18 protein-coding genes are annotated in these 19,754 nt (G+C 61.9%); 13 read left to right on the plus strand and 5 right to left on the minus strand.

What is annotated here, in order from left to right; all coding sequences use genetic code 11:
- The first annotated feature begins 1 nt into the window (after position 1).
- The 12 genes from Q0D52_RS04615 (at position 2) to ppdK (ending at position 12,968) form a co-directional block, all read left to right on the plus strand.
- Positions 2-1,003 carry an MBL fold metallo-hydrolase gene (locus Q0D52_RS04615; protein WP_294380482.1) on the plus strand — a complete coding sequence of 334 codons (1,002 nt, stop codon included), beginning with the start codon at positions 2-4 and terminating at the stop codon, positions 1,001-1,003.
- A 260-nt stretch (positions 1,004-1,263) separates the two neighbouring features.
- On the plus strand, positions 1,264-2,676 hold the full coding sequence (gene ffh, locus Q0D52_RS04620) for a signal recognition particle protein (RefSeq protein WP_294380484.1): 1,413 nt from the start codon (positions 1,264-1,266) through the stop codon (positions 2,674-2,676).
- 204 nt (positions 2,677-2,880) lie between these two features.
- Positions 2,881-3,387, plus strand: a complete 507-nt coding sequence (locus Q0D52_RS04625) for an N-acetyltransferase (protein WP_294362186.1) — start codon at positions 2,881-2,883, stop codon at positions 3,385-3,387.
- A gap of 187 nt (positions 3,388-3,574) precedes the next feature.
- Complete coding sequence (gene rpsP, locus Q0D52_RS04630; protein WP_042434499.1) at positions 3,575-3,817, plus strand: 30S ribosomal protein S16; 243 nt, start codon at positions 3,575-3,577, stop codon at positions 3,815-3,817.
- 4 nt (positions 3,818-3,821) lie between these two features.
- On the plus strand, positions 3,822-4,076 hold the full coding sequence (locus Q0D52_RS04635; protein WP_294380485.1) for a KH domain-containing protein: 255 nt from the start codon (positions 3,822-3,824) through the stop codon (positions 4,074-4,076).
- Positions 4,077-4,234: 158 nt separating this feature from the next.
- Positions 4,235-4,597 (plus strand): hypothetical protein, encoded by a 363-nt coding sequence (locus Q0D52_RS04640; RefSeq protein ID WP_294380487.1) that lies wholly within the window; start codon positions 4,235-4,237, stop codon positions 4,595-4,597.
- Between the two features lie 15 nt (positions 4,598-4,612).
- Entirely contained in the window at positions 4,613-5,380 is a 768-nt protein-coding gene (trmD, locus tag Q0D52_RS04645; protein ID WP_294380489.1) for a tRNA (guanosine(37)-N1)-methyltransferase TrmD, read from the plus strand.
- 82 nt (positions 5,381-5,462) lie between these two features.
- Entirely contained in the window at positions 5,463-6,029 is a 567-nt protein-coding gene (gene lepB / locus Q0D52_RS04650; RefSeq protein WP_294380491.1) for a signal peptidase I, read from the plus strand.
- 65 nt (positions 6,030-6,094) lie between these two features.
- Positions 6,095-7,057 carry a glycine--tRNA ligase subunit alpha gene (glyQ, locus tag Q0D52_RS04655; RefSeq protein ID WP_294161843.1) on the plus strand — a complete coding sequence of 321 codons (963 nt, stop codon included), beginning with the start codon at positions 6,095-6,097 and terminating at the stop codon, positions 7,055-7,057.
- A gap of 2 nt (positions 7,058-7,059) precedes the next feature.
- Positions 7,060-9,147, plus strand: a complete 2,088-nt coding sequence (gene glyS, locus Q0D52_RS04660) for a glycine--tRNA ligase subunit beta (RefSeq protein WP_294380492.1) — start codon at positions 7,060-7,062, stop codon at positions 9,145-9,147.
- Between the two features lie 154 nt (positions 9,148-9,301).
- A complete protein-coding gene (locus Q0D52_RS04665) occupies positions 9,302-10,195 on the plus strand; it encodes a pyruvate, water dikinase regulatory protein (RefSeq protein ID WP_294380494.1) in 894 nt (297 codons plus the stop codon).
- Positions 10,196-10,241: 46 nt separating this feature from the next.
- Positions 10,242-12,968, plus strand: a complete 2,727-nt coding sequence (gene ppdK / locus Q0D52_RS04670; RefSeq protein WP_294380496.1) for a pyruvate, phosphate dikinase — start codon at positions 10,242-10,244, stop codon at positions 12,966-12,968.
- A 328-nt stretch (positions 12,969-13,296) separates the two neighbouring features.
- Here the strand turns inward: ppdK and Q0D52_RS04675 are convergent, their stop codons facing one another.
- Both Q0D52_RS04675 and Q0D52_RS04680 read right to left on the minus strand, forming a co-directional pair.
- On the minus strand, positions 13,297-13,983 hold the full coding sequence (locus Q0D52_RS04675; RefSeq protein WP_294380498.1) for a cytochrome c3 family protein: 687 nt from the start codon (positions 13,981-13,983) through the stop codon (positions 13,297-13,299).
- Positions 13,984-14,125: 142 nt separating this feature from the next.
- Entirely contained in the window at positions 14,126-15,778 is a 1,653-nt protein-coding gene (locus tag Q0D52_RS04680; protein ID WP_294380500.1) for an FAD-binding protein, read from the minus strand.
- Positions 15,779-16,097: 319 nt separating this feature from the next.
- Here Q0D52_RS04680 and Q0D52_RS04685 point away from each other — a divergent pair, with 319 nt between their 5' ends.
- Entirely contained in the window at positions 16,098-17,630 is a 1,533-nt protein-coding gene (locus Q0D52_RS04685; RefSeq protein ID WP_294380501.1) for a helix-turn-helix transcriptional regulator, read from the plus strand.
- Positions 17,631-17,641: 11 nt separating this feature from the next.
- On the opposite strand, the gene Q0D52_RS04690 is transcribed toward Q0D52_RS04685, so the two are convergent.
- From Q0D52_RS04690 to Q0D52_RS04700, 3 genes are read right to left on the minus strand one after another with little or no spacing between them, the layout of a single operon-like run.
- Positions 17,642-17,824, minus strand: a complete 183-nt coding sequence (locus tag Q0D52_RS04690; protein ID WP_294380503.1) for a hypothetical protein — start codon at positions 17,822-17,824, stop codon at positions 17,642-17,644.
- Positions 17,821-18,459: a response regulator transcription factor gene (locus Q0D52_RS04695; RefSeq protein WP_366930327.1), complete on the minus strand. Its 639-nt coding sequence runs from the start codon at positions 18,457-18,459 to the stop codon at positions 17,821-17,823. The genes Q0D52_RS04690 and Q0D52_RS04695 overlap by 4 nt, the downstream gene beginning before the upstream one ends.
- Positions 18,456-19,706 (minus strand): ATP-binding protein, encoded by a 1,251-nt coding sequence (locus Q0D52_RS04700; protein ID WP_294380505.1) that lies wholly within the window; start codon positions 19,704-19,706, stop codon positions 18,456-18,458. Before Q0D52_RS04700 ends, Q0D52_RS04695 begins: the two co-directional genes overlap by 4 nt.
- Positions 19,707-19,754 lie beyond the last annotated feature (48 nt).

Genomic DNA, 19,754 nt, shown 5'->3' on the forward strand with positions numbered 1-19,754 from the left:
CATGAGCGCCGTTATCGAGCAGGTGTTCTCCGACCCTGACATTTACAAGATCGAGGTGCCGTTCGAGAACCTCTCCACGTCCGCCACGAACTGCTACGTCATGAAAGACGGCGGCGATGTACTGGTGGTCGACACGGGAGCGCCTACCGACGAAGGTGCGGCAGCGCTGTCTGAAGCGCTTGACGAGCTGGAAGTCGACCGCGATCACGCCACGTGGTTTCTCACGCACCTGCATATGGACCACGCCGGCTTGGTTGATCAGGTTGTGCCCTGGGGCGGCTTTGTGTTGTATGGTGCCACGGAAGCCGCCACCGTGCGCGCCAGTCGCACGGGCATGTTTCTGGATTCGCTACGTCGCGAATACCGTCGACAGGGTGTTCCGCTTGGAAGCCTGTCGGTGGCGGCGCGCCTGGGCATCGAGGTGCAGATGTTCGACCCCGATCGCCTTCGCTCGTGCCTCATGCATGACGGCGACGAGGTGACGGTCGGACGTTATACGCTGCACGTCATCGAAACGCCTGGTCACACGGCTGGTCATCTGGCGCTATACGAACCGAGCAACGGAATCCTGTTCGGCGGCGACCACGCGCTGTTCGTGATCAGCCCCTCGATCGCGCTGTTCCCCGATCAAAAGGACGGGCTGCAGGCATACTTCGACAGCATGCAGAAGCTGCGCGACCTTCAGGTGAAGCACCTGTTCCATTCCCACGGCCCTGTTCGCGATGATTTCGAAGATCGCTTCACGTGGCTGGTGGATCATCACCGCAAACGTTTGGGCGAGGCTGTCGGCATCATCGAGCGTATCCCGCACCTTACCGGCTACAAGATCATCAGAACGCTGAAATGGAACGTCCCGTTCGACGACTGGGACGACGTCCCCATCATGCAGCGCTACATCATGCTCACCCAGGGAGTCGTGTACCTCAACCATCTCGTTGACACCGGAAGGATCGTCGCCAAGGACTACGGCGACGGCATCTTGCTTTACGAATCTGCGAAATAAGCGCTTAATGCGGCTTGCGCTCGCAGCTGGACAGGGGACGGAGGTGTGTTCACGATTCGATCTCGGGAACACGAAGGCCAACCGCGAACACACCTCCGTCCCCTGTTCGCGTAGAAGTGTTGGATGAGGTTGCGAATCAAGCGAAGCGGGCCCTTATGGGCTCGCTTCGCTGTTTTGCCGGCCGAAGGTTTCCGCTTGCCGCCCTTCGGCTATAATCCAAAAGATTGTAAGCACACGTGACACGCAAGAAGAGGCGCTTCATGTTCGATAACCTTTCCGATCGCCTGCAAGGCATCTTCTCGGGCCTGCGCGGCAAGGGCCGCCTGACCGAGGACGACATCAACACCGCCATGCGCGAGGTACGCATGGCCATGCTCGAAGCCGACGTCAACTTCAAGGTGGTCAAGCAGTTCGTGGCGCGCACGAAGGAGCGCTGCCTTGACGCCGAGGTGCTCGACTCCCTGTCCCCGACGCAAAACGTCATCAAGATCGTCACCGACGAGCTCACCGAGCTGCTCGGTCGCACCGACAGCAAGCTGGTGCTTTCCAGCCGCATCCCCAACGTCATCATGCTGGTGGGCCTGCAGGGCTCCGGTAAAACCACTGCCGCAGCCAAGCTGGCGTACCGCTTGAAGCAAGAGGGCCACAGCCCGCTGCTGGCCGCCTGCGACGTCTACCGTCCCGCCGCAGCCGACCAGTTGGAAACGCTCGGCAACGAGATCGGCGTGCGCGTGTTCCGCGGCGACGGCAAGGACCCGGTGGCCATCGCCAAGGGCGGCGTGCAGGACGCCATCGACAACCTGCGCGACGTGGTCATCGTCGACACGGCGGGCCGCTTGCACGTCGACGAGCAGATGATGGAAGAGGCCCAGGCCATCAAGTCCGCGGTCAAACCCGATCAGATCCTCATGGTGGTCGACGCCATGACCGGCCAGGACGTGGTCAACGTGGCCGCGGCCTTCTCCGAGCGCGTCGATTTCGACGGCGTCATCATGTCGAAGATGGACGGCGACGCCCGCGGCGGCGGTGCGCTTTCCATCCGCGAGGTCACGGGCAAGCCCATCAAGTTCATCAGCGCCGGCGAGAAGCCCGATTCGCTCGAGGAGTTCCACCCCGACCGCATGGCCCGTCGCATCCTGGGCATGGGCGACATGCTCAGCCTCATCGAGTCGGCGGTGAAGGTCCAGCAGCAGGAAGAGGAGCAGGCCGAGACCGAGCGTCTCATGAAAAGCCAGCTCACGCTCAACGACTTCGTCACCATGAACCGTCAAATCCGCAAGATGGGCGGCGTCTCCAAGCTCATCAGCGCCCTTCCCGGCGGCGACAAGGCCTTAGGCCAGGGCCAGGTCGACGAGGGCGCGCTCGACCGCATGGAGGTCATCATCAACTCCATGACCAAGGCCGAGCGCGAGAAGCCCGACCTGCTCAACGGCAGCCGTCGCGCCCGCATCGCCGCCGGCGCCGGCGTGTCGGTCACCGAGGTCAACCAGCTCATGAAGAAGTTCAACGAGACGAAGAAGATGATGAAGCGCATGATGCCGGCCGTCGAGGACATGGGCGGCAAGGGCAAGAAGAGCAAGAAGGGCAAGCGCCGCCGCGGCATCCCGGGCATGGGCGGTATGAAGATGTCGGATCTGAAGAAGATCCAGGACATGATGGGCGACATCAAATAGCCCTGTCCGCCTAACGTCGTCCGACTCGCACGGCACCGCAGTCGGGCCCTTTCGCCGACATCGTTGAATCCGGGATCTTCTCCCGTCAACCGTTGGCAAGGGCGCTTTCGGCAGCGGCAACAACCGAGCTTCGTGTAATCTGCGAAACTGATAGCAACCAATAGGCGCAACAGGGGAGCGCCCGATACGTGAAAGGGGAAACCAATGGAGCTGCAGATCCGTCCGTACACCGCCGACGATATCAAGGCGATGGTGCGCATCTGGAATGAGGTCGTGGAAGCGGGCGACGCGTTCCCGCAGGTCACGCCGCTGACCGAGCAGAACGCCGACGAGTTCTTCTCCGCTCAGACCGCCACCATGGTCGCCGATGTCAACGGCATCATCTTCGGCATGTACATCCTGCATCCCAACGGTATCGGGCGCTGCGCGCACATCGCCAACGCCAGCTTCGCCGTGGCATCCGCCTCGCGAGGCCTCGGCCTTGGCCGCAAGCTGGTGGAGAACTGCATCGAGACCTGCGGCAAGAAGGGTTTCCGCGGCCTGCAGTTCAACGCCGTGGTCGCCTCCAACGAATCCGCCCAGCACCTGTACGAGTCCATGGGCTTCACGAAGGTCGGCATGATCCCCGGCGGCTTCATCAACGGCCTCGGCGGCTACGAGGACATGTTCATCTACTACATCGACACGCTCGACACCGCCCAGCCCTGCTGAGGCTAGCCGATCGCAGCCGGTCTGGCCGTTGCGTGTCCGCTTTATTCGTGAACACCTGGTGATAACCGAAGCGAAGGCTTGTCAATCGAGGCGTTTCGCCTTATCATAAACAACTGCTGTTTTGCTGCGCGCTTTTTTGCGGGCTGGCAAAGAGGATTCAAGTAAGAACAAGAAGGAGTTACTCTTCATGGTTAAGATTCGCCTGGCCCGTCACGGCGCCAAGAAGCGTCCGTACTATCGTATCGTCGTTGCCGATGCCCGTTGCCCGCGCGACGGCAAGTTCATCGACGACATCGGCCGTTACAACCCGCTGACCGAGCCCGCAATGATCAAGATCGACCTGGAGAAGTGCGACAAGTGGCTGGCCAACGGCGCTCAGCCCACCGACACGGTTGCCGCCCTCATCAAGAAGTTCCGCGAGCAGGCGTAAGCTTATGGCAGCGCAGACCGAGGAAATCGCTGGGCTCGTAGAGTCCGTGATCCGTCCGCTCATCGATAACCCGGACGACTTGGTCATCGATGCGCGCGAAACCGAAGATGACTCCATCTTCGTCGAAGTTCGTGTTAACGAGGAGGACGCGGGCAAGGTCATCGGCCGTCAGGGTCGCGTGATCAAGGCCATCCGCACGCTTGCGCGTGCCGCGGCATCTTCGACGAACACCCATGTCGACGTGGAGCTGCTCGATTAATGGGCGCTTGGGTTCGCGTAGCCGAATTCACGAAAGCTAAGCACTTGAAGGGAGGGCTCGTCGCGCGTAGCGTGGCGGGTCTCCCTTTTTTGCTTGAAGAGGGCCTCTTTTGCGCTTTCGTGCCTCCGGTGATCGATGTTCCGCGTCAAGGCACCGTGGTGGAGGTTCGTCCCGAGGCCCGGGGCGGCGCTACGGTGTTCTTCGATACCGTCGTCGACGCCAACCAGGCTGATGCCCTGGTGGGCTGCTATGTTCTTGCACGTCGGGAAGACCTTCCCGATGACGTGCTCGAGTTGCAGGAAGGCGGCATCGAGGGCTTCACGGTGGTGGATGCCGAAGCCGGCACCATCGGCACTGCCGTGGCCATCAACGAAATGCCCGGCCAGCATCTGCTGGAAGTCGCGCGCGAGGGCCAGGAAGGCACCGTGCTCATTCCCGTTGTGGACGAGTTTCTCGAAGGGGTGGATGAGCAGACGCGCTGCATATACGTCAACGTGCCGCAAGGCCTGCTCGATCTGTAACCTGTGGAGGTACCCATGATTATCGAAACGTTGTCCACGTTTCCCGATATGTACGAATCCGTCATGGGCGCTTCCATGATGCGCATCGCCCAGGAGAAGGGCATCCTGGATTTCAAGGCGCACGACCTGCGCGATTGGACGCACGACCGCCATCGCACCACCGACGACGAGCCCTACGGCGGCGGTGACGGCCTTGTCATGAAGTGCGCTCCCATCTTCGAGGCTTACGAATCGCTGTGCGCCGCACCGTGTACGGGCTCGGCCGAGTCCCAGCAGACCGCTTCCAAGCCCTATACCATCTTTTTGGCCCCGCAAGGCCGCCGCTTCGACGACGCGTGTGCCTGCGAACTTGCCAAGCAGGACCGCCTGCTGTTCATCTGCGGCCACTACGAGGGCATCGACGAGCGCGCCTACACGTTGGCCGATGAGGTCATCTCGCTAGGCGATTACGTGCTCACCAGCGGCGAGCTGGCATCCATGGTGGTCATCGACGCCGTGGTGCGCAAACTCCCCGGCGTCCTGGGCGCCGAAACGGGTGCCTTGGGCGAAAGCTTCGCCGACGGCTTGTTGGAGTATCCCCAGTACACGCGCCCTGCCAACTTCAACGGCATGGAAGTGCCGGCGGTTCTGCTGTCGGGCAACCACGGCGCGGTCGATCGTTGGCGTCGCGAGCAAAGCCTCGAGCGCACCTTGCGGCTGCGCCCCGACCTGCTTGAGGGCATGGAGCTGCCCGACGCCGACCGGGCATTTCTGCAATCTTTATCAACCGAAGAGCAGCAGTAGCCGTAGCGCGGTATCATAGGCAGCTAAGCGCTTATCGGGCGCCGCTTGCGCGGGCCCTGTTCGAAAGGAAACGTACAACATCATGGCCGCAGGTCAGCACGCCACCGGGGAAAAGGGCGGAATACTTCGCTCCTTCGTGAGCCTTCTCATCATGATCGCGTTCGTCCTGGGGCTTTCCTGGGCTTTGCGCACGTACGTCTTCACCGCTTACGAGATTCCCTCGGGCTCCATGGAGGAGACCATCATGACCGGCGACATGGTGTTCGCCGAAAAGGTCAGCTACTATTTCCGCGACCCGCAACCGGGCGACATCGTCACGTTCGCCGACCCTGAGATCCCGGGCCGCACGCTCATCAAACGCTGCATAGCCACCGCGGGCCAGACCATCAACATCGATGGCGACGGCTTCCTCTATATCGACGGGGTGGCTCAAACCGAAACCTACACCGACAGCAAGCCCACGCTTCCGCTCACCAATTCCACCATCACCTTCCCGTACACCGTTCCATCCGGCTACATTTGGGTGATGGGCGATAATCGCACCAACTCGCAGGATTCTCGATACTTCGGCGCGGTCCCCATAAGCTCGGTTTCGGGCAGGGGCGTGCTGGTATATTGGCCCGTGCCCGACTTCGGCTTGCTGGAGTAGGGGCGCGTCGCCCGACAGTTTTCAAGTAGGCAAGCAAGGACCAGCGGAACCAGACAAGGAGAACCATGTCAACCGAAACCTTCGCCGCGAACGCGACAACGGGATGTGCCGGCTCGCAGCCGCCCACGTTCCAGGACATCGTCATGAACCTGCAGCACTACTGGGCCGCCCAGGGCTGCGTCGTTTTGCAGCCCTACGACGGCGCCGTGGGCGCTGGCACCAACCACACGGCCACCACGCTGCGCTCGTTGGGCCCCGACACGTGGCGTACCTGCTACGTGCAGGGTTGCCGCCGTCCCACCGACGGCCGCTATGGCGAGAACCCCAACCGTCTGCAGTACTACTACCAGTTCCAGGTGCTCATGAAGCCTAGCCCGGACAACATCCAGGACCTGTATCTGGGGAGCCTCCGCGCCATCGGCATCGATCCGGACAAGCACGACGTGCGCTTCGTCGAGGACGACTGGGAGTCGCCCACGCTCGGCGCATGGGGCCTTGGCTGGGAGGTGTGGCTCAACGGCATGGAGGTAACGCAGTTCACCTACTTCCAGCAGGTGGGCGGCTTCGAGTGCGCTCCCGTGCCCGTGGAGATCGCATACGGCCTTGAGCGCCTGACCATGTACATCCAGGGCGTCGACAGCGTCTACGACATCATCTGGGCCCGCGGCGACGACGGCGTGGAGTTCACCTACGGCGACGTGTACCTGGAGAACGAGCGTGAATTCTCCACGTACAACTTCGAGGTGGGCAACACCGAGTTTTTGTTCGAGGCCTTCAACCAGTACGAGCGCGAGGCCGGCCTGTGCCTGGAGCACAACCTGCCGCTGCCCGCCTACGACTGGGTGCTGAAGTGCTGTCATACGTTCAACCTGCTCGACGCCCGCGGCGTCATCTCCGCAACCGAGCGCATGGCCTACATCCTGCGCGTGCGCTCCATGGTCAAGGAGTGCTGCGCCTCCTACATCGCCACCGTCGTCGGCGATGACCAGGATGCATCGCAGGCCGATCAGAATGAGAAAGGGGAGTAACCATGGCCGATAAGCACACTCTCGCGTTCGAGATCGGCGTTGAGGAGATCCCCGCGTTCGACCTCGATTCCGCCAACAAGCAGCTCGAGAAGATGGTGCCCGCGGCGTTTGCCGATGCGCGCATCCCCTTCGACTCCATCGAGATCCACTCCAGCCCCCGCCGCCTGATCGTCATGGCCTACGGCGTGGCCGACGCCACCGAGGCGCTCGTGGAGGAGTACAAGGGCCCTGCGGCAAAGATCGCCTTCGACGCCGACGGCAACCCCACCAAGGCCGCCATCGGCTTCGCTCGCGGCAAGGGCCTCTCACCTGAGAGCCTCGAGCGCCGCGAGGTCAACGGCACCGAGTACGTGTTCGCCACCAAGAACATCCCGGCAACGCCCGTTGCCGATCTGCTGCCCGACGTCCTGGCGGGCTTCATCACCGCCATCAAGTGGCCCCGCTCCTGCCGTTGGGCCGCATATCGCGAGTACTTCGTGCGCCCCGTGCGCTGGATCGTCGCCATGCTCGACGACGTCGTGCTGCCCGTCAGCTTCGCCGGCGCCGCCTCCGACAACTTCACCATGGGCCATCGCGTGCTGGCTCCCGGCAAGCATACCGTCGACACCGCCGCGAACCTGCTCGACGTCATCCGCGCCGCCTACGTGATTCCCACGCAGGCCGAGCGCGAGCGCATCATCCGCGAGGGCGTGGCGGCCATCGAGGCCGAAACCGGTTTCACCGCCGACCTTCCCGCGAAAACGCTGCTCGAGGTGGTCAACCTCTCCGAGTACCCGCAGCCGCTCGTCTCCACCTTCGACGAGGAGTTTTTGCAGGTGCCCGAGGAGATCATCGTCGACGCCATGCTCATGCATCAGCGCTACTTCCCGCTCTACGATGCTGACGGTAAGCTGACGAACAAGTTCATCATCGTCTCGAACGGCAACCCCGAATGTGCCGCCACCATCATCGACGGCAACGAGCGCGTGGTGCGCGCTCGCCTCGACGACGCGAAGTTCTTCTACGAGGAGGACCTCAAGCATCCGCTGGAGTCCTACATCGAGAAGCTCGACAAGGTGGTGTTCCAGGAGTCCCTGGGCACGGTGCGTCAGAAGGCGGAGCGCCTGGAGAAGCTGGCCGGCGCCCTTTCCGCCGACGCGCAGCTTAGCGCCGCCGACGCGGCCGACGCGAAGCGCGCCGCGCGCCTGTGCAAGGCCGACCTGGTCACCAACGCCGTCATCGAGTTCACCAGCGTCCAGGGCGTCATGGGCAGCTACTACGCTGCCGCCTCCGGGGAAACCCCGCAGGTCGCCCAGGCCATCGGCCAGCACTATCAGCCGCGCTTCGCCGGCGATGCGCTGCCCGATACCACGGTGGGCCAGCTGGTCGCCTTGGCCGACAAGCTCGACACCATCTGCGGCCTGTTCGCGGTCGGCCAGGGTCCCACCGGCTCTTCCGACCCGTTCGCGCTGCGCCGTAGCGCCATCGGGATCGTGAACATGCTCGAGGCGGGCCTGCCCATCTCGCTTGCCGCCGCCATCGACGAGTCGCTGGCCAGCTTCGCCGCCCAGGGCGTGGCCTTCGACGCTGCCGCCGTGCGCGCCGAGGTGGTCGACTTCTTCGTCACTCGCACCAAGGTCATGCTGCGCGATGCCGGCGTCAACGCCGACACCATCGATGCCGTGCTGGCCGCGGGCGTGGAGGAGCCGGCCGTCATCAGCCAGCGCGCCCATGCGCTCGAGGACGCCCGCGCTAACGACGCGGAAACGTTCGACAATCTGGCAACGGCATATGCCCGCGCGAACAACCTGCGCAAGCCCGAACTGGGCGAAGGCGTGGACGATTCGCTGCTCACCGATCCCGAGCGTGCGCTCGCGTCCGCCGTGGCAACCGCCGAGCAGGCCGTCGCCGCCGCGCTCGAGTCCGACGACTTTGCGGCCGCGCTGTCCCAGCTGGCCGCCCTGCGCGCGCCTATCGACGGCTTCTTCGCCGACGTCATGGTCATGGACGAGGACGCGGCGCTGCGCGACAACCGCCTGCGCCTGCTCAACCGCTTCGTGGCCGTGTTCGCCAATGTGGCGGACTTCGGCAAGATGGCGAAATCGAAGTAGAGCCGGTTACCGGTTTCAACCGATGTCGAAAGGGTAGGCGGGGGCAACCTCGCATGCCCGCAACGCGAATGCGTGTACACTGCAAAGGGCGGCGGCCGATCAGGCCCGCCGCCCTTTTTCCATACCTGCAAGGAACCGTCTCAAGGAGGCCGCCATGCAAGGCGAGTTCATCGTCCACGAGAACACCACGCCCCTGCCAACCATCCATGTCGTCAGCGACTCGGTCGGGCTTACGGCCCAGGCAATGGCCCGCGCCGCGGCCGCCCAGTTCGGCGTCACGAACCCCAACATCGAGGTTCTGCCCCATGTGCGCTCGTTCGAGGAGGTCAAGCAGTTCATCGCCGAGCACGGCGAGCTGCACAAGCGCCTGCGCGGCGATGAGAACCTGCTCATCTTCTACACGCTCGTCGACGGCGACCTGCGCCGCACGCTGTCAAGCTATTGCGAGAGCCTTCCCAACGTGGTGGCGGTCGACCTCATGACCGACGCCATGAATGCCATCGCCAAGCTGTCGGGGCAGACCCCTTCCAAGCGCCCCGGAGGTCTGCACGTGGCCGACCAGCACTACTTCCGCCGCATCGAGGCGATCGAGTTCACCATCGCCCACGATGACGGCCGCAACCCGCAGGAGATGTCGCAGGCCGACATCGTGCTGCTCGGCGTGTCGCGCTCGTCGAAGACGCCAACCTCCATCTACCTGGCCCAGCAGGGCTACAAGGTCTCCAATATCCCGCTCGATCCCTCCACCGAGCCGCCCAAAGAAGTGTTCGACGTCGATCGAACGCGCCTGTTCGGCTTGATGACCACCGCCGATGTTTTGGTGGGGATCCGACAGCGCCGCCTGGGAAACGCCGCCGTGGCAGCTTCGAAGTACGCCGACCCCGAGTACGTGTACGAGGACCTCGACCGCGCCCGCGCGCTTATGCGGAAATTGGGGGCCATCGTCATTCACACCGAAAATCGCGCCGTTGAGGAAACCGCTCAAGAGATTTTACGGTACTACGAACGGGCGCACCCGCAAGGTGCTGATATAGTAATTAGGTCCTGATTGAACTGAGTCCCGTATTCGGACTACCTTACGTTAGGAGTAAGAAGTGACCGCAGAAGTCAAGCGTGTGTACGCTTTCGGCAAAGACGCCGAGGGCAACAACGTCACTGAGGGCAACACGAGCATGAAGGCCATCCTTGGCGGCAAAGGCGCCAACCTGGCCGAAATGGCCAACATCGGCCTGCCGGTGCCTCCGGGATTCACCATTACGTGCCAAACTTGCATGGAGTATGCCAACGCCGACAACACCTGGCCCGAGGGCGCGCTCGATACCATTCACGAGTATCGCCTTGACCTGGAGAAGCGCATCGGCAAGAAGATCGGCGACGCTGAAGATCCGCTGCTGGTCTCCGTGCGCTCCGGCGCTCCCATGTCCATGCCGGGCATGATGGACACGGTTCTGAACCTGGGCCTGAACGATCAGTCCATCAACGGCCTGATCAAGCAGACGGAGAACCCGCGTTTCGCGTGGGACTCCTATCGCCGCTTCATCCAGATGTTCTCCAACGTGGTCATGGGTCTGGACGGCGACCTGTTCGAGAATGCCATCAACGTCATGAAGAACAGCCGCAACGCCGCTTCCGACACCGACCTGACCGCAGAGGACCTGCAGGAGCTCGTGGCCGAGTTCAAGAAGATCTTCTCCGAGAACGTCTCCGGCGTCGAGTATCCCAGCCTGCTCGTCGACGGCGCCGTCGCCTTCCCGCAGGACCCCATGGTGCAGCTGAAGCTGGCCATCGAGGCCGTGTTCGGCAGCTGGAACAACCCCCGCGCCGTCCTGTACCGCAAGAAGAACAAGATCGCCGATGACCTGGGCACCGCCGTCAACGTGCAGTGCATGGTGTTCGGCAACAAGGGCAACACCTCCGCCACCGGCGTCGCGTTCACGCGCAACCCCGCCAACGGCCAGAAGGAGTTCTACGGCGACTACCTGGTCAACGCCCAGGGCGAGGACGTCGTGGCCGGCATCCGCAACACCAGCCCCATCGCCGAGCTGAAGCATGTGGCGGGCCTTGAAGAGGCCGGCAAGCAGCTCGAGGAGATCTTCGTCGTCCTCGAGAACCACTTCCGCGACATGTGCGACATCGAGTTCACCATCGAGCAGGGCAAGCTGTACATGCTGCAGACCCGCGTCGGCAAACGTACCGCCGCCGCCGCGCTGCACATCGCCATCGAGATGGAGAAGGAGGGCCTCATCTCCAAGGAGGAGGCCGTCATGCGCGTCGAGCCCGAGCAGCTCGACCAGCTGCTGCACCCGCAGTTCGATAAGAACGCCGAGTACGACGTGCTGGCTCGTGGCCTGAACGCCTCCCCGGGCGCTGCCGTCGGCGAGGCCGTGTTCTCCGCTGCCGACGCCGTGGCCGCCGCAGAGGCCGGCCGCAAGTGCGTGCTCGTCCGCTGGGAGACCAACCCCGACGACCTGGCCGGCATGATCGCCGCCGAGGGCATCCTGACCAGCCATGGCGGCAAGACCTCCCATGCTGCCGTTATCGCCCGCGGCATGGGCGCCCCGTGCGTGTGCGGCGTCGAGGCCCTCAAGATCGACGCCGAGAAGAAGCAGGCCGTCGTCTCCGGCACCGATGTGGTCATCAAGGAAGGCGACATGATCTCGCTGGACGGCACCACCGGCATCGTGGTGCTCGGCGCCGTCGAGCTGGTGCTTCCCGAGCTCACCGGCGACCTGGACACCATCCTGGAGTGGGCCGACGAGTTCCGTACCCTGGGTGTTCGCGCCAACGCCGACAACCCCGAGGACGCTCAGCTGTCCCGCGACTTCGGTGCGCAGGGCATCGGCCTGTGCCGTACCGAGCACATGTTCCTGGGCGATCGCAAGCAGATCATCCAGACCTTTATCTTGAACGAGGACGAGGATGTCCGCCAGAAGGCCGTCGACCAGCTGTTCGAGGCTCAGACGGGCGACTTCTACGGCATGTTCAAGGCCATGGACGGCCTGCCGGTCATCGTGCGCCTGCTCGATCCGCCGCTGCATGAGTTCCTGGAGAGCCCGCGTGCCCTCGACGTCGAGATCGCCCGCCTCGAGGCCACCGGCGGCGACAAGGGCGTCATCGCCGAGAAGCGCGCCCTCATGGAGCAGATCGACGCCATGGCAGAGGCCAACCCCATGCTGGGTCTTCGCGGCTGCCGCCTGGGCATCGTGTACCCCATCCTCCCTGTGATGCAGGTGCGCGCCATCGCAACCGCCGCCGCCCAGCTGAAGAAGGAGGGCCTGAACCCGCAGCCCGAGATCATGATCCCGCTGGTGTCCGTGGTCCCCGAGCTGGCCAAGCTGCGCGAGGTCGCCGAGCAGACCATCGCCGAGGTTGCCGCCGAGCAGGGCGTCGAGCTGGACATCCAGATCGGCACCATGATCGAGCTGCCGCGTGCGGCCGTCACTGCTGACGAAATCGCCACGAAGGCCGACTTCTTCTCCTTCGGCACCAACGACCTCACCCAGACGACGTTCGGCTTCAGCCGCGACGACGTCGAGGCCGAGTTCATCCCGCAGTACCTGCAGGAGCGCCTGCTGCCCTTCAACCCGTTCGCCACGGTCGACCCCGGCGTTGCCAAGCTGGTGAAGATGGGCGTCGAGCTGGGTCACCAGGGCAACCCCGACCTGACCTGCGGCGTGTGCGGCGAGCACGGCGGCGATCCTGACTCCATCCACACGTTCAACGCCATCGGCCTTGACTACGTGTCCTGCAGCCCCTATCGCGTGCCGCTGGCCCGTCTGGCCGCCGGCCAGGCTGCCATCGAGGCCAAGAACGCCAAGTAGGCTAGCGTTTGCGCAACAGTCGCATCATGAAGGGAGCTCCCGCATGCGGGAGCCCCCTTTTTCGTCCGATGTGCGTAGGGGTTATTTTCGAAACTGGGGTTCGCCTCGAGCAAGAGCGCGAAATGCGAAGAGAACTCCTAATAAGGGAGCTCTCTGTTTCTTTCGCCAAGCGTAGGCTCGCTATTTCCGACAATTGTTGGTTCTTTCTGGAAAACGAAGGGAGCTCCCATGTGGAAGCTCCCTTCGTTTCGCGATGGGTCGCGATGCCTTCGCAAGGTTTTGGCTCGCTGGCTGTTTTCGATCAATCGCGCCATGCTTGGAGATGGCTCTACTTGACGGCGGATTCTGCGATCTGCTTTCCGGTCTTGTAATCGACCCAGCCCTCAGGCATGCTCGCCGCGGCGTCGTTGTGGCACTGCGTGCACTGCATCACCGATGCGCGATGCGATTTATGGCAATCGCTGCAGTTGGCCTCGCCGTGATGGTTGCTATGCGGGTTGAACGCTTTGTCTGCAGTCGCCTTCATCAAGTCCTCGCGCGTGGAAATCTCGGTGCCGCTCGCATCGGTATGGCAGCCGCTTTTCAGGCAGAAGGCGGCCTCATCGCTTGCGTTCTGCCCGGAATTCTCCTGCAAAGCGGAAATGCTGACTTCAGATAGCGGGTAGAAATAATCGCCCGTGATGGTCTCGGTCACCTCGCCGATCTGCTGCGTGATGCTCGGGACGTGGCACGACAGGCATTCCACGCCGGCTTCTTTATGCGTGACCACCAGCATGGCGTTCGAGTTCGTCACGTCGTTGCCCCATTTGTCCGTCGCTTGCGTGTTAGGCTGCGCTTCGTACGTCGCCACGTACGTGCTCATGGGCGTATGGCACACGCCGCAAAAACCTGGCGTGTTGTGCCATGTCCAAAAACCGATGCCCGCTAGCACCACAACTGCAACGACGATGCCTGCGATCAGCGGTTTTTGGTTCTTCTTGCTGCGCACGTCTGCGCTGTTCGTCGGTGTCTCCATGGAGTGCTCCTTTTGTCTCGGTTCAATCAAGACGCTGAGCGCCCGGAGGGAGATGGGGGCGCTCAGCTAAGGGGGATGATCCGTTCGGTGGCGTTTCGAGGACAGCGATAACTCCGAAGCGCGATCCGAAGGTCATGAGTTTTTACAGTTCGGCCACGTACTTGCCGATCACGTAGCCCTGCGTGTGGGCACGGCCAAGGGACAAGCCCGGCATCCACATGGTGTAGTCGACGCCGGCGAAGAAGTTACCGGCAACGTTGCCGATAGCGAACAGGCCGGGAATCGGCTCCTCGGTACCGTCCTTGAGCACCTGCATGTGCTTATCGACGTTCACGCCGGACACGATGGCCGATACGCGAACGTGGCGATGGATGCCATAGAACGGCGGGGTATCGATGGGCGTGAGCCACTTCGCTTGCTTGCCGAAGTCCTCGTCGCTGCCCTTCGCAACCAGCTCGTTGTAGCGCTCGACGGCCTTCTTGAACGCGGCGGCGTCGGTGATGCCCAGCTTCTTGGCAAGTTCATCAAGCGTATCTGCCTTAAACGTTGCGATTTGCCCCTCGTAAACGCCCTTTTTCTCGCCAGGCTCTTCGGGCATGTATGCCTTGATGGCCTCCTGATCGAACAGCTTGCCCGGCCAGCTTGCAGCCGTCTCGGTGTAGTTGTTGTCGAAGATCTGGCAGTAGTTGCCTTGATCGGCGTCGCTGCGCAGGAAGTTGTTCATAAGCGACATGCCGCAGGTTTCATCGCAGAAGCGCGTACCGTCCATCTTCACAGCCAAAAACGGCATATCGCACATGGAGCCCGGACCGCCGTCGAAGTCGTGCAGCATCTTGGTATGACCGAGGTCCTCCATCGCGCCGCCGGCCCAAATGGCCATCTTGTGTCCGTCGCCGGTCTTGTTCGTCTGCTTGCGGCCGAGGTGCTTCAGGTCCGGAAGGTAGTAGTTCACCATCTCATCGTCGTTTTGGTAATCGCCGGCAGCCAGGATAACGCCCTTTTTCGCGTTGAACTGGATGTTACCCTCGGCGCCCTTGGCGATAACGCCCGTGATGCCCGATGCGTCGCCCACCAGCTGTTTCGCCTCGGTGGAGTAGAAGAAGTCGACGCCCTGCTTTTCCGCGTACTCGGCCAACGTCTTCATGCCTTCGCCGGTGTTGTAGGGCTTCGGACCAAAGTCGATGGACAAGTAGTTCATCTCGTAGTCGTTGACCTTCGCAATGCTCGACGTCCACTTCTTCGTGGTGTCGGAGACCTGCGCGCCGCATTGCTGTGCCAGGTTGAACAGCCACGTGATGGCCTCGCCGGAGTTCTTCGCCCACAGCTCCACCTGTTCGCGCTTGGCGCGGTAATCATGCTCGGAGATCAGCTTCGACACCACGGCTTCGACGCCGGCGGGATCGGACTTGTCAAGCAGGATGCCCGTTGCGGTGTTGCCTTGCGAGATGGCGGTGCTTTCCTTCTGGATGACGGCGACGCTCGCGCCGGCTTCCTTGGCGGTGATGGCGGCGGGGATGCCTGCGGCGCCAGCGCCAACGATCACGACGTCGTAATCCTTCGTGGTTTTCACGTCCTTGATCGGCTCGGGTGCGCTCAGGAAGCTCGGAAGCCCTGCGCGCTCGTGGCCTGCCGCGGTGGTTGCGGCGGTCGAACCGCCGTTTGCCGCCTTGCCTGAATCGGATGCGCTCGATGCCGCTTTCGGTGCGCAGCCGCCCAGAAGCGATGCTCCCGCGACGCCTGCTGCCGCCAGCCCGCTCATCTTGAGCAGATCGCGACGCGACATTTCCTTGGACATGAGTAACTCCTTTCGGTATGCGAGCCCCGCATTTCGCTTGCATGCTCGACGGGGCAGAGCAACGATCCCTTCGCCCTCCAAAACTCGTTGCTGTGCCCTGCACAATATCTTCACAAACACGTCGATTCATCAGCCTCTTGGGAAATCAGGGGGACTATTTCCATAACCCCTTGAAATAACCCGCTCTTGAACAGGCAATACTCGCGCTATTGTTTCCGCCCGCGTTAGCGTTGCACCTAAGAGGTCGTATACAATTGAGGAAGGGAGAGGGGGTTACATGGATATATAACCCCATTGGATGAGGTGATGGGGGACGGTTGTGCATAGTTCGAATGTAGCGGCGCAGAATGTCGCGCAGGTGAAGCCATCGAGCGGCGATCAGGCGCAAGAGAAGAAGGCGCACCGTCCTTTGCGTGATGTGCTGGTGCCTATCCCGTTGGCATTTCTAGGGTTGGGCATCTACCGCGCCTGGATAGAGATTACCTTCGTGGGGTCGTTCGTCAGCTTCCCGGCTTTTTCCGTTTCCATGCGCGATTTGTTCGATTTCACCGCTATCGTCGAAATGCTGGCGTGCGTGGCGCTTGCGCGTAGAATCGGCCCGCTGTTCAGCAGAAGCCGGGTGTATATCCTTTGCGGCTGTTTCATGCTGTCGTCTACCGTGCTGCTGTTTGCGTCGTATTTCATGCCATCGCTCGCGTCGCAGCTTGGCGTTGCGAGTTCGGTTCTCGGCGGTTTGGGCCTGGGCTTGATCATCTTGATTTTCAGCGAGCTGTATGGGTGCTTGAATCCCATACGCGTGACGCTGTATTACGCGTCGTCTCTGGCGTTCGGTGCGCTGATCGTGTATGTGTTCATGGGCTTTAAGATGCCGTGGTTGTTTGTTATGACGACGTTGCTTCCCGTAGCGGCCCTGCTGTGCGCTCGACACGGTTTCGAGTTGCTGCCTGAAGGCGAACGGCCGCAGAAAACGTGGGTGAGCGTCTCCGTGCCGTGGAAGATCATGCTGCTCATGGGCTTCTTCGCGTTTTCATACGGCATTATCGAATCGAGTGCTTACCGTGGCGCGTTCGGGCCGCATTCGTCGCCGGGAACGTTCATTGTGGCCGTGCTCGTGGTCATCGGCGTGCTGGTGCAACGCGACAAATTCGATTTCAACGTGCTTTGCCGCATCGCATTGCCGCTGACGGTGGTTGCGTTATTCTCCATTTCCGTCTTTGGTTTTGCCGATGACATGTTCGGCGGGTATTGCGTGGCGGGTGGCTACACCGCGTTCACCATCCTGATTATGGTGTTGTGCTCGAACCTGTGCTATCGCTACGGCGTGTCGGCGATATGGCTGTTCGGAATAGAGCGCAGCCTTCGCCTCATATTCATGTTTCTGGGCCGGTGCGTGTATGAATACGGGTCGATGGTCGATGTCGGCGGTGTGCGCGGCACCACTATCGCCATCGGCATAGCTATCGTCGCCGTGATCATGGGAACGTTTGTGCTGCTGTCTCAAAAGGAGCTTTCCAACAAATGGGGAGCGTCATTTCTCGATGGCTCGCAGGCAGATGGGCGGGCGGTGCGCAAGCAGGAGATCGTCGATCGCTGCGAGCTTTTAGCGAAGCGATTCGGGTTGACGTCGCGTGAGACCGAGGTGCTTATGCTCCTGGCGCAACGTAAGACCGTCGGGCAGATCGAGCGCGAGCTGTTCATCGCTAACGGTACCGCGAAAGCGCATGTGCGCCATGTGTATCAGAAGTTCGATATCCATTCGCGCGAGGAGCTGTTCGATCTGATCGGCATCGATGGGCTGCAAAGCAACGCGGACGCTTCGGTCGAAGAGCTCGCTGCTGGCAAGCACGCCTGATCGGCGCTGGCTTAACGGTCGATGGGACGCAGCTGCGCGAGGGTGCTCAGGCGTTCCTGCTCTTCGCGTTGCTGCAGGTCGGCCATCACCACGTGGCCCGCCATGGCGATGTCGCGGCACTTATCGGGGGCAAGGTGCGAGGATGCGCTTTCCTCCGGCTTATTGCGGCAAAACCGCGTAGTGCGGTGCGTCACAGGTCGAGCAGCTTATGACGTAGCGCGTAATCGACGGCATCGGCGCGTGTTTTCAGATGAAGCTTCTTATATATCTTGCTACGATGCGCCTCAACGGTTTTCACGGACAGGAACATCATCTTGCTAATCTCCTTGTTGGTGTGCCCGCGGGCTATCAGCTGCAGGATTTCCAGTTCACGGCTGGACAGTTGTTGGATTGACGGGTCGCTTGAGCCGCTCGTCGAGTGTTTTGCCAACAGCTCGACCATGGTGGGGTGGATATAGCTGCCGCCGTTGGCAACGTCGTGCACGGCCTGGCGCAGTTGCTCAGGCGTGGAGTTCTTCAGCACGTATCCTGCTGCCCCGCCTCGCAGCGTGTACAGCAGGTATTCCGGCTCTGCGAACATGGTGAGGATAACCACTTTGGTATCTGGGAAATCCTTTGCCGTCTTTTCGCACGCGATAAGCCCGCTTTGCCCGGGCGGCATGGATATATCCAATAGCAGCACGTCGGGTTTGTAGCGGGCCACCAGGGAATACGCCTCCGTTCCCTCGGCGGCTTCGGCCACAACCTCGATATCGGGATCAGCGTCAAGCAGCATTTTTATGCCGGTTCGTACCACTACATGGTCATCGGCGAGCACTACGCTGATCATTGCGCATCACCTTCCTCCATCGAACGCATGGGCGTGACCAAGGTGACGCGCGTGCCGTGTTCGTTTGATTCGATGGAAAGCGTGGCGCCTACTTGGTTGGCGCGCTCTTGCATGCCGAGCAACCCGCAGCCGCTGCCCTTGATGGCGGGATGCGCCACGTCAAAGCCGCAGCCCTCATCGACTATGCTGATGTGAAGCCAGCTACCGGCAGCCTCAACGCTTACGGTCACTGCATCCGATCCGGAGTACTTGCAGGCGTTCGTCATGGCTTCCTGGCAAATGCGATAGGCTTGCGTTTCCAATGCGCGATCGAAGCGGGGAAGGGAGAGTTGGCCTTCGAAGCGGATGGCGGAGCCATAGGTTTTCTCTAGCAGCAAGGCTTGGCTGCGCAGAGCGGGCACGAACCCCAAATGATCAAGCGAACTGGGGCGCAGCATCACGGAAATGTTGTGTAACTCATCGAGCACGCCGTTGATGCCGCTGCGCGCCTCTTCAAGGATATCGGCGCCTACTGCGTCGACGTGGTCCGTAAGGCGTTGCAACGTGAAGGTGACGGTCAGAAGCTCTTGCGCCACGCCATCGTGCAGCTCGCGTGAAATGCGCCGTCGCTCTTCTTCTTGCGCGCCTATGGCGCGAGCCAGGTCGCCGCGCAACAGCTTCGGCGCGCCCGTCTCGTCGGTGTCGCGCACGCCGGCGAAAGAGGTATCGCCCGAGATGTCGATAAGCGTGGCTTCACTTCGGTCGCCGGCTTCTCCAAGTCCCATGAACCCTTCGGAAACCACCTCGAGCCCGCAAAACGTCCCACGCAGCTCATCGGTTATAAGCGTACGAAACGTTTCCGTATGCGATGGATCGACGTTGCGAAAAGCGCATAGCAGCACGGCTACCACATGGTCTGCGCGTTTGAGCGGCAAAGCGCAAAAGCTGTGCAGGTCCTCGGCAAACACGATGGGATAGGACGAGTATTCGCGAGGGTCCATTTCCGAATCGATGTCGGTGAACAGCATGGGTTTGCCGGTTTTCAGCACGATGCCGCCGATGCCGTGCCCGGGCGCTAGCGAGATGCGACGATGGCGATTGCTGGTCTCGCCTGCGCTGTAGATCCATTTTAGCGGAGCCCCTGGAAACGCGGTGATGCCCATGGATGCGAAGTCGAAGCGGAAGCGCTCGCGCAGCACGTCGACCGCTTGCTGGAACGCGGCGTTCTTCCCCGAAATCGTTGCCTGGTCGAAGTTCGATGCCCCCATGATGTCCCCTTCCATGACCAAAAGCATCTTAAACGCTTCTGCGTGTTC

This window comes from uncultured Senegalimassilia sp., assembly GCF_934630535.1.
GTDB lineage: Bacteria > Actinomycetota > Coriobacteriia > Coriobacteriales > Eggerthellaceae > Senegalimassilia.

Coding starts and splice junctions, on each gene's coding strand:
- lepB (WP_294380491.1), top strand. CDS start 5,463: ATGGCCGCAGGTCAGCACGCCACCGGGGAAAAGGGCGGAATACTTCGC.
- Q0D52_RS04665 (WP_294380494.1), top strand. CDS start 9,302: ATGCAAGGCGAGTTCATCGTCCACGAGAACACCACGCCCCTGCCAACC.
- trmD (WP_294380489.1), top strand. CDS start 4,613: ATGATTATCGAAACGTTGTCCACGTTTCCCGATATGTACGAATCCGTC.
- Q0D52_RS04625 (WP_294362186.1), top strand. CDS start 2,881: ATGGAGCTGCAGATCCGTCCGTACACCGCCGACGATATCAAGGCGATG.
- Q0D52_RS04695 (WP_366930327.1), bottom strand. CDS start 18,459: ATGATCAGCGTAGTGCTCGCCGATGACCATGTAGTGGTACGAACCGGC.
- Q0D52_RS04615 (WP_294380482.1), top strand. CDS start 2: ATGAGCGCCGTTATCGAGCAGGTGTTCTCCGACCCTGACATTTACAAG.
- ffh (WP_294380484.1), top strand. CDS start 1,264: ATGTTCGATAACCTTTCCGATCGCCTGCAAGGCATCTTCTCGGGCCTG.
- Q0D52_RS04635 (WP_294380485.1), top strand. CDS start 3,822: ATGGCAGCGCAGACCGAGGAAATCGCTGGGCTCGTAGAGTCCGTGATC.
- Q0D52_RS04680 (WP_294380500.1), bottom strand. CDS start 15,778: ATGTCCAAGGAAATGTCGCGTCGCGATCTGCTCAAGATGAGCGGGCTG.
- rpsP (WP_042434499.1), top strand. CDS start 3,575: ATGGTTAAGATTCGCCTGGCCCGTCACGGCGCCAAGAAGCGTCCGTAC.
- glyQ (WP_294161843.1), top strand. CDS start 6,095: ATGTCAACCGAAACCTTCGCCGCGAACGCGACAACGGGATGTGCCGGC.
- glyS (WP_294380492.1), top strand. CDS start 7,060: ATGGCCGATAAGCACACTCTCGCGTTCGAGATCGGCGTTGAGGAGATC.
- Q0D52_RS04675 (WP_294380498.1), bottom strand. CDS start 13,983: ATGGAGACACCGACGAACAGCGCAGACGTGCGCAGCAAGAAGAACCAA.
- Q0D52_RS04700 (WP_294380505.1), bottom strand. CDS start 19,706: ATGGGGGCATCGAACTTCGACCAGGCAACGATTTCGGGGAAGAACGCC.